This is a genomic window from Bacillus sp. 05T31 (genome assembly GCF_056396725.1).
This window is the reverse complement of sequence record NZ_JBFTMA010000001.1, coordinates 1-14,520: the sequence shown is the minus strand read 5'-3', so window position 1 is coordinate 14,520 and position 14,520 is coordinate 1. Positions and strand designations below refer to the sequence as shown.

General features: G+C 36.6%; 12 protein-coding genes and 2 pseudogenes. 12 read left to right on the top strand and 2 right to left on the bottom strand.

Annotation, left to right across the window (positions count from 1 at the left end; genetic code table 11):
• The first annotated feature begins 145 nt into the window (after positions 1 to 145).
• Positions 146 to 3,586, top strand: coding sequence for a pyruvate carboxylase (gene pyc / locus AC1DJR_RS00070; protein ID WP_477001823.1), 3,441 nt, complete (start codon positions 146 to 148; stop codon positions 3,584 to 3,586).
• Positions 3,587 to 3,672: 86 nt separating this feature from the next.
• Here the strand turns inward: pyc and ctaA are convergent, their stop codons facing one another.
• The gene (ctaA, locus tag AC1DJR_RS00065; RefSeq protein WP_477001822.1) at positions 3,673 to 4,608 is read right to left on the bottom strand and encodes a heme A synthase; all 936 of its coding nucleotides are present in this window, start codon (positions 4,606 to 4,608) and stop codon (positions 3,673 to 3,675) included.
• A 497-nt stretch (positions 4,609 to 5,105) separates the two neighbouring features.
• Here ctaA and cyoE point away from each other — a divergent pair, with 497 nt between their 5' ends.
• The 6 genes from cyoE to ctaG all read left to right on the top strand — a co-directional run bounded on the left by cyoE (position 5,106) and on the right by ctaG (position 11,014).
• On the top strand, positions 5,106 to 6,029 hold the full coding sequence (cyoE, locus tag AC1DJR_RS00060; protein WP_002033731.1) for a heme o synthase: 924 nt from the start codon (positions 5,106 to 5,108) through the stop codon (positions 6,027 to 6,029).
• Positions 6,030 to 6,122: 93 nt separating this feature from the next.
• Positions 6,123 to 7,172: a cytochrome c oxidase subunit II gene (gene coxB / locus AC1DJR_RS00055; protein ID WP_002088304.1), complete on the top strand. Its 1,050-nt coding sequence runs from the start codon at positions 6,123 to 6,125 to the stop codon at positions 7,170 to 7,172.
• A 60-nt stretch (positions 7,173 to 7,232) separates the two neighbouring features.
• Complete coding sequence (gene ctaD / locus AC1DJR_RS00050) at positions 7,233 to 9,068, top strand: cytochrome c oxidase subunit I (protein WP_002014777.1); 1,836 nt, start codon at positions 7,233 to 7,235, stop codon at positions 9,066 to 9,068.
• Positions 9,068 to 9,691 carry a cytochrome c oxidase subunit III gene (gene ctaE / locus AC1DJR_RS00045; protein ID WP_477001821.1) on the top strand — a complete coding sequence of 208 codons (624 nt, stop codon included), beginning with the start codon at positions 9,068 to 9,070 and terminating at the stop codon, positions 9,689 to 9,691. Before ctaD ends, ctaE begins: the two co-directional genes overlap by 1 nt.
• 3 nt (positions 9,692 to 9,694) lie before the next feature.
• Positions 9,695 to 10,027 (top strand): cytochrome c oxidase subunit IVB, encoded by a 333-nt coding sequence (gene ctaF, locus AC1DJR_RS00040; RefSeq protein ID WP_002014776.1) that lies wholly within the window; start codon positions 9,695 to 9,697, stop codon positions 10,025 to 10,027.
• A gap of 81 nt (positions 10,028 to 10,108) precedes the next feature.
• Entirely contained in the window at positions 10,109 to 11,014 is a 906-nt protein-coding gene (ctaG, locus tag AC1DJR_RS00035) for a cytochrome c oxidase assembly factor CtaG (RefSeq protein ID WP_002121958.1), read from the top strand.
• A gap of 36 nt (positions 11,015 to 11,050) precedes the next feature.
• Here the strand turns inward: ctaG and AC1DJR_RS00030 are convergent, their stop codons facing one another.
• A complete protein-coding gene (locus tag AC1DJR_RS00030; RefSeq protein WP_002066906.1) occupies positions 11,051 to 11,416 on the bottom strand; it encodes a YugN family protein in 366 nt (121 codons plus the stop codon).
• A gap of 208 nt (positions 11,417 to 11,624) precedes the next feature.
• On the opposite strand from AC1DJR_RS00030, the pseudogene AC1DJR_RS00025 reads away from it, so the two are divergent.
• The 5 genes and pseudogenes from AC1DJR_RS00025 to AC1DJR_RS00005 all read left to right on the top strand — a co-directional run bounded on the left by AC1DJR_RS00025 (position 11,625) and on the right by AC1DJR_RS00005 (position 14,495).
• Positions 11,625 to 12,496 (top strand): annotated as a pseudogene (locus AC1DJR_RS00025) (CAP domain-containing protein).
• 232 nt (positions 12,497 to 12,728) lie between these two features.
• The gene (ylbD, locus tag AC1DJR_RS00020; RefSeq protein WP_002014771.1) at positions 12,729 to 13,166 is read left to right on the top strand and encodes a YlbD family protein; all 438 of its coding nucleotides are present in this window, start codon (positions 12,729 to 12,731) and stop codon (positions 13,164 to 13,166) included.
• Positions 13,167 to 13,177: 11 nt separating this feature from the next.
• Positions 13,178 to 13,423, top strand: a complete 246-nt coding sequence (locus AC1DJR_RS00015) for a YlbE-like family protein (RefSeq protein WP_002014770.1) — start codon at positions 13,178 to 13,180, stop codon at positions 13,421 to 13,423.
• A gap of 77 nt (positions 13,424 to 13,500) precedes the next feature.
• A pseudogene (locus AC1DJR_RS00010) lies at positions 13,501 to 13,911 on the top strand (histidine phosphatase family protein); the annotation flags it as partial.
• A gap of 131 nt (positions 13,912 to 14,042) precedes the next feature.
• Complete coding sequence (locus tag AC1DJR_RS00005) at positions 14,043 to 14,495, top strand: YlbF/YmcA family competence regulator (RefSeq protein WP_256490968.1); 453 nt, start codon at positions 14,043 to 14,045, stop codon at positions 14,493 to 14,495.
• Positions 14,496 to 14,520: the final 25 nt, after the last annotated feature.

Here is a 14,520-nt window from a genome sequence, read left to right as displayed (position 1 = left end):
ATTTGTTGAAAAATAAGGTATGATGGATAAAAATAAAGTGAAGCTTTCTAAGTATAATATAATGTAGAAAGTGAAGAACTTCACGCTCTTTAGAGTGTGTATGTATTTTATCTCTAGAGTGGTAGGAAAATAGAGGGGGAAAATCATGACAAAGCTGCAACGTATTCAAAAAGTATTGGTAGCTAACCGTGGAGAGATAGCAATTCGTGTGTTCCGAGCATGTTCAGAACTTGGATTAAACACAGTTGCGATCTATTCTAAAGAGGATAGCGGTTCTTATCATCGCTATAAAGCCGATGAGTCCTATTTAGTTGGGGAAGGGAAAAAGCCAATTGATGCTTATCTAGATATTGAAGGCATTATTGAGATTGCGAAAAGTAATCATGTAGATGCAATCCACCCTGGATATGGTTTCTTGTCAGAAAATATTCAATTTGCAAAACGTTGTGAAGAAGAAGGGATTATCTTTATCGGTCCAAAAAGTAAGCATTTAGACATGTTTGGAGATAAAGTTAAAGCAAGAACACAAGCGCAGCTAGCACAAATTCCAATTATCCCTGGTAGTGATGGTCCAGTAAATTCAATAGAAGAAGTTGAAGAATTTGCTGAAAAGTATGATTACCCGATTATTATTAAAGCATCCCTTGGTGGCGGCGGTCGCGGTATGCGTATTGTACGTGCTAGTGAAGAATTAAGAGAATCGTATAATCGCGCGAAATCAGAAGCAAAAGCAGCCTTTGGTAATGATGAAGTGTACGTTGAAAAATTCGTTGAAAAACCTAAACATATAGAAGTACAAATTTTAGCAGATGAAGAAGGTAATGTTGTTCATTTGTATGAGCGTGATTGCTCTGTACAACGACGCCATCAAAAAGTAGTTGAAATTGCACCGAGCGTGTCGCTTTCAGATGATTTGCGTCAGCGTATTTGTGATGCTGCAGTAAAGTTAACGAAAAATGTAAATTATTTAAATGCTGGAACGGTAGAATTCCTTGTAAAAGGTGATGAGTTTTACTTCATTGAAGTAAACCCACGTGTTCAAGTTGAACATACGATTACAGAGATGATTACAGGAGTGGATATCGTTCAATCGCAAATTTTAATAGCTGATGGACATGCATTACATAGCAAAATGGTAGGTGTTCCTAAGGAAGTGGTTGTGCATGGATTTGCAATCCAATCTCGTGTAACGACAGAAGACCCACTTAATAACTTTATGCCKGATACAGGRAARATTATGGCGTACCGATCAGGCGGTGGTTTTGGTGTTCGTCTTGATACAGGTAATAGTTTCCAAGGTGCAGTTATTACACCGTACTACGATTCTTTACTTGTAAAAGTTACTACTTGGGCACTTACTTTTGAACAAGCCGCTGCAAAAATGGAACGTAACTTAAAAGAATTCCGTATTCGTGGTATTAAAACAAATATTCCATTCYTAGAGAATGTAGTAAAACATARAAACTTCTTATCRGGAGARTATGAYACTTCATTTATTGACGCGTCACCTGAACTATTCTTGTTCCCGAAACGTAAAGACCGCGGAACAAAAATGTTAAATTATATTGGTACAGTAACAGTAAATGGCTTCCCAGGAGTAGGGAAAAAAGAGAAACCAATTTTCCCAGATGCTCGTATACCAAATGTGATACACTCAGAGCCAATGCAAAATGGAACGAAACAAATTTTGGATGAGCGTGGAGCGGATGGATTAGTAAAGTGGGTACAAGATCAAAAGCGTGTACTTTTAACTGATACAACATTCCGTGATGCACATCAGTCATTACTTGCAACTCGTGTTCGTACAAAAGATTTACATCACATTGCAGAGCCGACAGCGAGAATGTTACCAAACTTATTCTCAGCAGAAATGTGGGGCGGTGCAACGTTTGATGTTGCATATCGTTTCTTGAAAGAAGATCCATGGGAACGATTACTAGATCTTCGTGAAAAAATGCCAAACGTTTTATTCCAAATGTTACTTCGTTCTTCAAACGCAGTTGGATACAAAAACTATCCAGATAATTTAATTCAAAAATTTGTAGAATGTTCCGCGCAAGCYGGAATTGATGTGTTCCGTATTTTTGATAGCTTAAACTGGGTAGAAGGCATGAGAGTTGCAATTGATGCTGTACGAGATACTGGTAAGATTGCAGAAGCAACAATGTGTTACACAGGAGACATTCATGATCCGTTACGCAGTAAATATGATTTAAATTATTATAAAAATTTAGCAAAAGAGTTGGAAGCATCAGGAGCTCACATTTTAGGAATTAAAGATATGGCGGGCTTACTAAAGCCAAACGCAGCGTATGATTTAGTTTCAGCAYTAAAAGAGACGGTGTCGATTCCAATTCACCTGCAYACACACGATACGAGCGGAAATGGTATTTTAACGTATACGAAGGCGATTGAAGCAGGTGTTGATATTGTCGATGTAGCGGTKAGTTCWATGGCTGGTCAAACGTCACARCCRAGTGCGAATACACTATACTATGCGTTAGGTGGAAACGAAAGACAACCAGATGTTAATATAGACTCATTAGAAAAACTATCTCATTATTGGGAAGATGTACGAAAATATTATGCTCCATTTGAAAGTGGTATGAATGCTCCTCACACAGAGGTATATATGCATGAAATGCCGGGTGGACAGTATAGTAATCTTCAACAACAAGCAAAAGCGGTTGGCTTAGGAGATCGCTTTGATGAAGTTAAAGTGATGTATCGCCGTGTTAATGATATGTTTGGCGATATTGTAAAAGTAACACCATCATCTAAAGTTGTCGGTGATATGGCATTATTTATGGTTCAAAATCACCTAACAGAACAAGATATTTTAGAACGTGGACATGCTATGGATTTCCCAGGATCTGTTGTTGAAATGTTCTCTGGAGATTTAGGACAACCATATGGTGGTTTCCCGAAAGAATTACAAAAAATTATTTTAAAAGGGAAAGAGCCATTAACAGTAAGACCGGGTGAATTATTAGAACCAGTAGATTTTGATGCTTTAAAAGAAGAGTTATTCCACAAACTTGGACGCGAAGTAACAATTTTTGATGTAGTCGCATATGCATTGTATCCAAAAGTATTTATGGACTACGAAAAAGTTGCTGGGATTTATGGAAATGTATCTGTGCTTGATACACCGACATTCTTCTATGGTATGAGACTTGGTGAAGAAATTGATGTGGAAATCGAGCAAGGTAAAACATTGATGGTTAAACTAGTTTCCATTGGGGAGCCACAGCCAGATGGAAATCGTGTGCTTTACCTGGAGTTTAATGGACAACCGCGTGAAATCGTAGTGAAAGATGAAAGCGTGAAATCAACTGTTGCACAGCGTGTGAAGGGGAATCGTGAAAATCCAAATCATATTAGCGCAACGATGCCGGGAACTGTTATTAAAGTAGTTGTAAAAGAAGGCGATGAAGTGAAAAAAGGTGATTCCATGGCAATTACAGAAGCTATGAAAATGGAAACGACGGTTCAAGCGCCATTTAGTGGTAAAGTGAAAAAAGTATATGTAAATGATGGGGATGCAATTCAAACGGGAGATTTACTCATTGAATTAGATCATTAAAATAAAGAAAAAGAGCTGTGCGAAAGCAGCTCTTTTTTGTGTGTGAATAATACCTTGCCGAATTGGCAAGGTATTAAAGTTTTACTTTATTTTGTTTGCTTAGAAGTTGATTCAGTTTCTTTTGCATTGACTGTACTTCTTGTACCTATCATAACTAAATAGCATAGTAYAGCAAACAGGCAAGAAATGAAGAGCGAATGTAATAATGCCATTGCTAAACTAGCRTTTGTAAATACRACTAAAAYYCCTACTAYAGCTTGAAGTGTAACAAGGATAAATGAAATAATCCATCCCCAGTATACTACACGCTGCTGCTTGTAATGGCGAATAGCGATAATCATCGCATATAGTATCCAAGCGAAAATTAACATCGCTGCAACTCTATGTCCCATTTGAACCCACTCATGTAGTTGAGTTGGCATAGGTCTATTTTTGCTACATAAAGGGAAGTCTGGACAGGCTAAGGTAGCTCGTTCGTGACGTACTAAAGCTCCTGTGTAGACAACGATATAACTGTAAATTGTTACACCATAAATATGAAATTTCATTTTTTTGTCCATAATAAGTGAACGTGCATCAAATTTCTGATCAATTTCAAAAATAAGACACGTTAACAAGATGACAGAAGCAAATGAAATTAAGGAAATACCGAAATGAATAGCTAATACAGCAGGCATTTGACCCCAAACAACCGCCGCCGCCCCCATTAATGCTTGTGCAACTAAAAATACGAAGGATAAAATTGCTAACGTCTTTGTTTCGCGCACATGTTTATAATATTTCCAGGACAAGATACAAAGAAGAGTAACAAGGATTCCTGCTGATCCAGATGTTAAGCGGTGACTTAGCTCAATAATAGTCTCCATTGATAAATTAGATGGAACAAATTCACCGTTACAAAGAGGCCATGATTTGCCGCATCCTTGGCCTGAACCCGTTTTTGTAACTAAAGCGCCTCCTAGTAAAACTACTAATAAATCGAGACTTGTAATGACTGCTAACCATTTAATAAAGCGTTGCAATCTCTTTCACCATCTTTCTGCTATGAAGTTATTGCGAAATATTTTCATTCCATTATGTATAGAATAAAACGTGCTACAGTCCTATGATATATAAAAAATAATAAAATAGCAAAGAAATGGAGGGCGAGGACAACGTACGTATTATAAAGAAAAAAATGGGATTTAAAATACATATTTTAGGAGGAATTCRGGCTATTTTGAAAAGAAATGGGGAGAATACATGCTAAATATGACAAAATAGTTTATTATAGAAGATAACATCATGTTATGATAAGGATAAATTAGAATAAAGTTTTTTAATGTTTGACACAAAAAGTTCATGTTTTCTTCACAAAATGTTCGGGAAATGTGATTTAATATATTGGAGTATGGGCGTAGATTAGTAGTAGAATGGGTTAACAATATTTCTACTGTAATAATATTGCTATATAGAAGCGAAATATTTCACATGAAATATATGCTTAGAAAGATGATAGGTTTAAGAGGGGGTTAAAGTGATGAACCATGCAACAAGTGAGCTGCATGATGAGTCAGCTGTTTCAATTGTACCGGAAACAACTCGGTTACAAGATTTATCAGCGCTCGTTAAAATGGGGATTGTAAACTCAAATACACTTACTGTATTTACAGGATTTTGGTTGGCTTTACATTTTAATGGATTGAGTGTTATGGACAATCTAGATAAGTTATTTTTCACAATCGTTGGTTCGGCATTAATTATGGCAGGGGTATGTTGTTTAAATAACTACATTGACCGAGATATCGATCCATTAATGGAAAGAACAAAAAACCGTCCAACGGTAACAGGTAAATATAAACCTGGCTTTGCACTTGCATTTGGACTTGTAATTTTACTTCTTGGCTTTGCATTTTTATTACTTACTACACCGATGGCAGTGTTAATCTCATTTATTGGTGCCTTCACATATGTTGTTTTATATACGTTATGGACGAAGAGAAAATATACGTTAAATACTGTTGTAGGTAGTATATCAGGAGCAGTTCCACCTTTAATTGGATGGGCGGCAATTGATCCGTCTTTAAATCATCCAATTGCTTGGATGTTATTTTTAATTATGTTTATTTGGCAAATCCCACATTTCCTCGCATTAGCGATGAAGCGTGTTGATGAATATCGAAATGCAGGAATCCCAATGCTTCCTGTTGTACAGGGATTTGATATTACGAAACGTCAGATTATGATTTGGACAGTATGTTTATTACCACTACCATTTTATATGAGTGGACTTGGAATAACATTCATGGTAATTGCAACATTGCTTAACATCGGATGGATCGCATTAGGGCTTTATGGCTTCCGTCAGCAAGATGACATCAAGTGGTCCGTAAAAATGTTTGTTTATTCCCTGAATTACTTAACAATCTTATTTGTGTCAATGATTGTAGTTACATTCTTCTAAGACAACGACATGATTGGATTTCTTTACGTTGAGATTTACTTTACTTAACTATAAAGTACAATCTAATTCACAAAGAAAGTGGGGGTTGTTTGTATGAAGAAACAGTGGCGACTGCTTTCGTTCGTTTCACTGCTGGCTTTACTGTTAGGGGGATGCGGTAAAGCTTTTCAGTCTACTTTAATTCCGCAAGGGGAAGTAGCAAAAATGCAATATGATTTGCTCTTGCTAGCGAGTGCAATCATGGTAGGAGTAGTACTTGTAGTTACTATTATTTTCTTATATGTAATTGTGCGTTTCCGACAAAAAAAGGGTGAGGAAGATTATATTCCAGAGCAAGTTGAAGGAAATCACAAACTAGAAATTATATGGACAGTCATTCCGATTATTCTTTTGTTAATCTTGGCTGTTCCGACTGTTACATATACATTCAAGCTTGCTGATGTAAGTGCGATGGAGAAAAAGAATATTGATAAAGATACTATCGTTGTTGATGTAACAGCGAATCTTTATTGGTGGGAATTTTCTTATAAATCAGAAAAAATAGTAACTTCTCAAGATTTAGTTATCCCCACAGGTAAGAAAGTGTATTTGAATTTGAAGGGTGCCGATATTAAACATTCGTTTTGGGTTCCATCTTTAGCTGGGAAAATGGATACAAATACAGATAATGTAAACAAAATGTGGTTAAAGGCAGATAAATCGGGCACTTATAATGGTTTTTGTACAGAATTTTGTGGCCCATCACATTCTTTAATGCAGTTCAAAGTGAAAGCTCTGGATGAAAGCGAGTACAAAAAGTGGCTTGCTGACATGAAGAAGATTGATGGGAAAAAAGAAGTAGCTTCTACAAAGGCGCAAGAGGGTCAAGAAATATTTAATAAAAGCTGTATTGGTTGTCATGCAGTTGGATCAAATGATAGTAGACCACCTTCTGCTCGTATCGCACCGAACTTAGCAAACTTCGCAGATCGCGATATGGTTGCTGGTATTGCCGAAAATAATGAAGAGAACTTAAAAAAATGGCTCAAAGATCCTGAAAATATGAAACCAGGTAATAAAATGACTGGTAAATATGGCAACTTAACGGATGATCAAATTAATGCATTAAATGCATATTTACAAACGTTAAAGATTGAAAAATAAAGAGGGATCATTTGCGAAGGGGAGGTTGAAAACGTGAGTTCTGTAGCAAAAAAACAGGGGATGGGTGCTGTCATATGGGATTATTTAACGACAGTAGACCATAAAAAGATTGCCATTCTCTATTTAATTGCAGGTGGATTATTTTTTGTAATAGGTGGAATAGAAGCACTATTTATTCGCCTGCAGTTAGCGATTCCTAACAATGCTTTTCTTGTTGGGGATGCTTATAATCAAGTATTAACGATGCACGGTACAACAATGATTTTCCTCGCAGCTATGCCACTCGTGTTTGCATTTATGAACGCCGCTGTACCACTTCAAATTGGAGCACGTGATGTGGCGTTCCCGTTTTTGAATTCGCTCGGATTTTGGTTATTTTTCTTTGGTGGATTATTTTTAAATTTAAGTTGGTTTTTAGGAGGAGCGCCTGATGCAGGGTGGACATCGTATGCATCTTTAGCTTTAGCCTCTAAAGGACATGGTGTTGATTTTTATGTACTCGGCTTGCAAATATCAGGTATTGGTACATTAATTGGAGGTATTAACTTCCTTGTTACAATTATTAATATGCGCGCGCCAGGGATGACGTACATGCGCATGCCGATGTTTACATGGACAACATTTGTAACATCTTCACTTATTTTATTTGCATTTCCACCATTAACTGTAGGATTAGGACTTTTAATGTTAGATCGTTTATTTGGCACAAGTTTCTTTAATCCGGCACTAGGTGGGAACACGATTATATGGGAGCATTTATTCTGGATCTTCGGTCATCCGGAAGTATACATTCTTATACTCCCAGCTTTCGGAATATTCTCAGAAATCTTCGCCACATTTTCGAAAAAACGATTATTCGGTTATTCCTCTATGGTGTTCGCGACAGTATTAATAGGGTTTTTAGGATTTATGGTATGGGCGCATCATATGTTTACTGTTGGTCTTGGGCCTGTTGCAAATGCTATCTTCTCGGTTGCAACAATGGCGATTGCAGTTCCAACGGGTATTAAAATATTTAACTGGCTCTTTACAATGTGGGGTGGAAGTATTAGGTTTACAACACCAATGATGTGGGCGGTAGCTTTTATTCCATCCTTCGTTATGGGTGGAGTTACTGGTGTTATGCTTGCTTCTGCACCAGCTGATTATCAGTTTCATGATAAYTATTTCGTAGTAGCACACTTTCATTATGTAATTGTTGGTGGTGTTGTATTTGGTTTACTTGCAGGTGCGCATTATTATTGGCCACTTATGTTTAATAAAGTATTAAATGAAACRTTAGGWAAGATAACATTTTGGTTATTCTTTATCGGTTTCCATTTAACGTTCTTTATTCAGCATTTCCTAGGTCTAATCGGTATGCCGCGTCGTTACTACACATATCTTGAGGGCCAAGGATTGGAAATGGGGAATATGATTAGTTCTATCGGAGCTGTGTTTATGGCTCTTGGAACGATTGTTCTTTTATTCAATGTAATAAAAACAACGGTATCAAAAGAGAAGGCTGGCCGTGATCCATGGGATGGACGTACATTAGAATGGACAATGCCAGCACCTACACCGGAATACAATTTTAAACAATTGCCATTTGTTCGCGGGTTAGATCCGTTTTGGATTGAAAAACGTGAAGGTAATAAAGAGATGACAGCAGCGGAACCAGTTGGTGATATTCATATGCCAAATGCTTCATTTTCACCATTTATCATTTCTCTAGGCTTATTCATAGCAGCATTCGGTGCGATGTATATGCAGGGTGGCAAAGATAAATTTTGGTTATTAGTAGCGATTATCGGTTTAATCATTACGTTTGGTACAATGTTCCTTCGTTCAGTAATTGATGATCATGGATATCATATTCATAAGGAAGATTTAGATGATAAGGGGGGCAAGGCGTAATGCATGTAGATGAGAAATTAACGAATGAAACATTTCCAGCAGAGCCTGAAAAAGCAACCCTTGAGGGGAAAAATAAGTTTGTTGGTTTTTGGTTATTTCTTGGAGGCGAAACAGTGTTGTTCGCTTCCTTATTTGGCACATATTTAGCGTTAAAGAACTCTACAAATGGTGGACCAACATCTCAAGAGATGTTTCAAATGCCACTCGTTTTCATTATGACGATGCTTTTGTTAACAAGTAGTTTAACGAGTGTATACGCAATGTATCATATGAAAAATTTTAACTTTAAGAAAATGCAACTTTGGTTACTTRTAACAGTGTTGCTTGGCTTAGGATTTTTGGGGTTTGAAATATATGAGTTTTATCATTATACGCATGAATTTAAGCATACTATGAGAAGTAGTGCGTTTGGTTCTGCATTTTATGCTCTTGTTGGTACACACGGGCTCCACGTGTTGTTTGGATTATGTTGGATTTTAACATTAATCTTTAGAAACGCGAAGAGAGGCTTAAATTTATACAACGCACCAAAGTTTTATGTTGCATCAATTTATTGGCACTTTATTGACGTAGTTTGGGTGTTTATTTTCACTGTAGTATATTTGATGGGAATGGTGGGATAAACAATGGCGGTTAAGCAAACGAATAATCCTAAGGTGGATCTTGTTTATCGGAAGAGAAAAAGTGCAGAGGAAATGAAGCACCAAGTTGTTACATTTTCACTAATGATTTTTTTAACATTAGTTGCATTTGCAGCGGTGGCATATCCGAAAACATTTAGCCCGATTTTTTCGGTTCCATTTATATTATTGTTAGCAGTCATTCAAGTTATATTTCAGTTATATTATTTCATGCATATGAGTCATAAAGGGCATGAAGCGGCGAGTTTCTTCTTGTACTCTGGATTGTTAATTGGTTTATTAACAATATTAGCCTTTATGACAATTGTGTGGATTTAAACAGTGGTAGTAGGGGGCTCTGATATATCAAAGCCCTCTTTTTATATGAAATATAAGRATTTTGAAAAGGTAGGTGTGGAAATGGAAAACTTATGGGTATTTGGTTTTCAAGCTTTATGGAGTCCRATTTTTTTATTATTTATGATCTCGATTCTTATTAGTTATTTTTTAATTATTGGACCGTATAGAACGCGATTTGAAAATGCGACGAAGGTAAGTAAGAAGCAAATTTTTTATTTTACGACCGGGATTGTTCTTTTGTATTTTGTAAAGGGAGGACCTATTGATTTAATTGGTCATATCATATTTAGTGCACATATGTTTGAGATGGCAGTAATGTATATTGCGGTGCCACCGTTATTACTGCTTGGTATACCTGTTTGGTTATATCGTTATATTACTTCTTTTAAGTTCGTTCAAATTGTGATAAAGTTTTTTGCTAAGCCGCTTATTGCGTTGTTTGTATTTAATGGCCTGTTTTCCTTTTATCATTTGCCAATTGTTTTTGATGCAGTAAAACAAAGTCAAATAGCGCATCCTATTTGCCTTGCTATATTGTTTTTTGCAGCAATGATGATGTGGTGGCCGATGTTAAATCCACTACCAGAATATCAAACTTTAAGTGATATTAAGAAGCTTGGTTACATGTTTGCTAATGGTATTTTATTAACGCCAGCTTGTGCGTTAATAATTTTTGCGACTGCACCATTATTTGCAACATATACAGATCCGGCCGCTTGGATGAAGGCAATGGAACTCTGTGTACCGGCGGGTACTTTATCAGATTTAAATATAACTGGACCAGAATTTTTACATTGGATGCCGGTAGTACAAGACCAGCAAACAGGTGGTATTATTATGAAAATTGTCCAGGAAATAGTGTACGGTACGATTATCGGTTATGTGTTCTTTAAATGGGCACGTAGAGAGCGTGAAAAGGATAAAGAGCAGCTGCAAGAGTTACCTCCTTATTTGCAGACGAAATAAAAACTAGCGCATCGTGTTAAAGCGCTAGTTTTTTTGTTATTCAATAATTTGAAATTCTTTTAACTCTTTTTCGATATTTTGTAGGAGTTGTTCGCTTTTTTGAAGTACATTCGTTGGAAAAATCTCATCATCGCCATATTCAACGCCATGAGGATAATAATGTTTTCCTAATAAGGGTGGCAATAGTTTTACTTGAGCGTGTCTGCCGCCGATGTCACCTTCAACAGCAAATCCTTGTACACGTAAATAATAAATATCCTTTAATATTTCAAATTTATAATCATATGTAACGCGTTCGTAATCCCATTGTCCGGCAAGTACAAAATGATTGTTTTCCATAATCTCAGTTAAAAGAGTTAGATCAACGACTGCATCATTAAAGTTTGTATTTGTAAATTGCATAGAATACCTCCTTATTTTAATGTTAGTTCATTATTTTTATAATAGTACGAATAATAAGAAAGTGCAATTCGTATTGCGAGAAAAGGGATAATCCAGACTTTTTTCGTGAAAATATGATATAGTGAAAAGAGTACGGTACACACAAAAAAAGGAAATAAAAGGATTTGTGTATATCTCGATTTTATGCTTTGTTCAGGAGGTATATCGTTTGAAGAAATTATTGCGTATCGTAATGATTACATTTTTAATTTTAGCTGTTGATTTATACGGGAAGTTACTCGTGTCACAATATATATTAACCCCATCTCACTCTAAGCAAGAAAATAAAATTGTGAAAAAGAAGAAGCAAGTAAATGAAGAATCCACAGACACTGTTTTAAATATGATTGGCGGGGACTCTGAGAATTTATTAGCGAAGTGGGGCGAACCATCTCGAATAGAGCCGTCTGCTTATGGATATGAATGGTGGGTGTATAATCAAGATTTAGCTCAGTATGTTCAATTTGGAGTTGCTGAACGTAAAGTTGTAACGGCGTATGTTGCTGGTGAGCAAGTTAAGGTGGCTCCCTATTATATAAATGAAAAGTATGAAGAGGTATATAAAAAGAATCCACTTTCACATGAGATTTCATTAAAAAGAGGAAAGAATAGTTATCAATTTGAGTTATCTGATACGGAAGTAATGGAACAACCGCTAGTACCTGTAGAAGATGGATGGGCACAATTATACTTTGATCACTTTACACATGAGCTTGTTGGTCTTCGTTATATGGATGATGAAACGTTATTACGACAAAGACCATATCAACTTGTTTATTCAGGTGAACTAATAGGGATAATAATTATTTTTCACACGATTCACCTACTTTTGGTACGTTAGGAGATCGCTTGCAACGTGGGCAAGTGGCTTTTCAACTTGCTGGTGAGAATATAGCGGCGCAACATAGTGATGGAATTGCGGCGGTACAGGGTTGGTTAAATAGTGAGGGGCATAGAAAGAATTTATTAAACGAACAATTTACTGGATTAGGTGTTGGGGTATATGATAAATTTTATACTCAAAACTTTATCCGAAAATAAAATGAAACTTTAATCAGTGGGGCATCCTTCAATGATTATTAGCCTTCATCAATCGGGCTTTAACGGGCAGTAAGATTACCTTAAACTTCTGCGTATTCGTAGAAGTTTAAGGTGGGAGTCTTACTGTCCACAAATAGGAAGATAAAAAGGTGCATGAATCGTCTAAAAATAGGCGAACCATGTGCCTTTTTTTTCTTACAATATAGTAGATATACATGAAGAGGTGAGGATTATGCCAACAACAAAAGGGCCGTTACATCCATCGGTTCAACAGTTTAAAGAGTTTGTAAACCATCACCCTAAAATGGTTCATGAGGTTAGAGGTGGTCAAAAAACTTGGCAGCAATTTTATGAAGAATGGTACTTACTTGGTGAAGAAGATCAAATATGGACAGCATATAGACCTGATGGAGCACCTGCTTTTTCTTCGGTAAAAGAAAATAAAGAAGAAAAAGAAAATCGAACAGAAGAGGAAAAAACTGCGGATGTGATGGGGCAAATGCTTTCTTTCTTTAAAAAGCTAGACGTAGAACAAATGCAACATCATTTAGCAAATGTAACGAGTGCGATTGGTAGCGTGCAACAAGTTATTCAACAATTTCAAGGAAACCGTGCGCAGCAAGAACAAAGTACTTCTGAAAATAATCCTTTTTTCTTTCAAAAGGATTAGGGGGAAAGAGAATGAGAGCAGAGCTTATGGAGTTTATAAAAGCTGATGAGGATTTAGCTCGCTATATTCGGGAACAGCCATACTGGTACCGGAAATTGACGCGTAACCCAGAAGAAAAAGAAGCTTTTGAGTTAGCTGCCATGCAGCATTTCAAAAAAACGATACCAGATAAAGTGGAAAAATTTCAAAATCAATTGGCCGTTGCTTCAATTATGATTGATATGTTCCAGTATATGAAGCAGCAAAATACGACGTAATTGGAAGGGAAAACTATGTCCGTTATGCAAAACTTTTGTTACAATAGAATCGGATTATTTAAAAAAGGAGTTGCAGCATGACGGAAATTTGTTTAGTACGACATGGACAAACTGATTGGAACTTTCAAGAGATTATTCAAGGGCGCGAAGATATTCCACTCAATGAAGTTGGGAAGAAGCAAGCGAGTCAAAGTGCAGCTGCCTTGCAAGCGGAATCGTGGGATATAATTATAAGTAGCCCGTTAATTAGAGCGCAAGAAACAGCTAAGGAAATTGCTGGGGCTATTGGATTACCATCTATTTTATTAGATGAGCGATTTATGGAACGTAATTTTGGGGAAGCTTCTGGGAAACCAGTTGCGGCCGTTAGAGAGTTAATTACAGAAGGTAATGTAGAAGGAATGGAGCAGGATGAAGAAATYGTAGAGCGCTGTTTTACGGCTTTACAACAGGTTGCAGCAGCACATGGAGATAAACGTATTATCATTGATATTAGTGTATAAGAGTGCAAGGAGATTGTATGAAAAGTAATTAGAATCATATCTTTCTTTTAGGTGAGACACTTCAATTAGTAGTTCTGTTCCAAATGTGTTATGATGAATACTCGGAGGTGTCTCTCATGATTGTAGCGACGCTGGAAAGCGTATTGATTTTAGATAAGGCAGAGCAGCTTGCAAAAGCGATCATCTGTTCAGATATAGCAGAAGATTACCGTAAGTATTATAAGGATTTACAAGAAGATATAGAAGTCCAGACGCTAATTCAGCAATTTACAGCGATGAAAGAGCGATACGAAGAAGTGCAACGTTTTGGTAAATATCATCCTGATTATACTTTCGTTTCGACGAAAATGAGGGAATTAAAGCGTTCTGTAGATATGCATGATAAGGTTGCAACCTTTAAAAGAGCAGAAACAGCTTTACAGAAGTTATTAGATGAAGTTAGTGTAGCAATTGGTTCTGAGGTGTCTTCTTCCGTTAAAGTTCCAACAGGAAATCCGTTTTTTGATGTGGGTGGCTGTGGCGGGGGTTGTGGTACCGGAGGCGGTTGTGGTTGTAAAAAAACGGGGTAATTTACCCCGTTTTTTAGAATATAGA

Bases quoted from the DNA above. Each gene is read 5' to 3' on its own strand.
- ctaF (WP_002014776.1), top strand. From the start codon at position 9,695: ATGGCGGTTAAGCAAACGAATAATCCTAAGGTGGATCTTGTTTATCGG.
- AC1DJR_RS00005 (WP_256490968.1), top strand. From the start codon at position 14,043: ATGATTGTAGCGACGCTGGAAAGCGTATTGATTTTAGATAAGGCAGAG.
- cyoE (WP_002033731.1), top strand. From the start codon at position 5,106: ATGAACCATGCAACAAGTGAGCTGCATGATGAGTCAGCTGTTTCAATT.
- AC1DJR_RS00015 (WP_002014770.1), top strand. From the start codon at position 13,178: ATGAGAGCAGAGCTTATGGAGTTTATAAAAGCTGATGAGGATTTAGCT.
- coxB (WP_002088304.1), top strand. From the start codon at position 6,123: ATGAAGAAACAGTGGCGACTGCTTTCGTTCGTTTCACTGCTGGCTTTA.
- ylbD (WP_002014771.1), top strand. From the start codon at position 12,729: ATGCCAACAACAAAAGGGCCGTTACATCCATCGGTTCAACAGTTTAAA.
- AC1DJR_RS00030 (WP_002066906.1), bottom strand. From the start codon at position 11,416: ATGCAATTTACAAATACAAACTTTAATGATGCAGTCGTTGATCTAACT.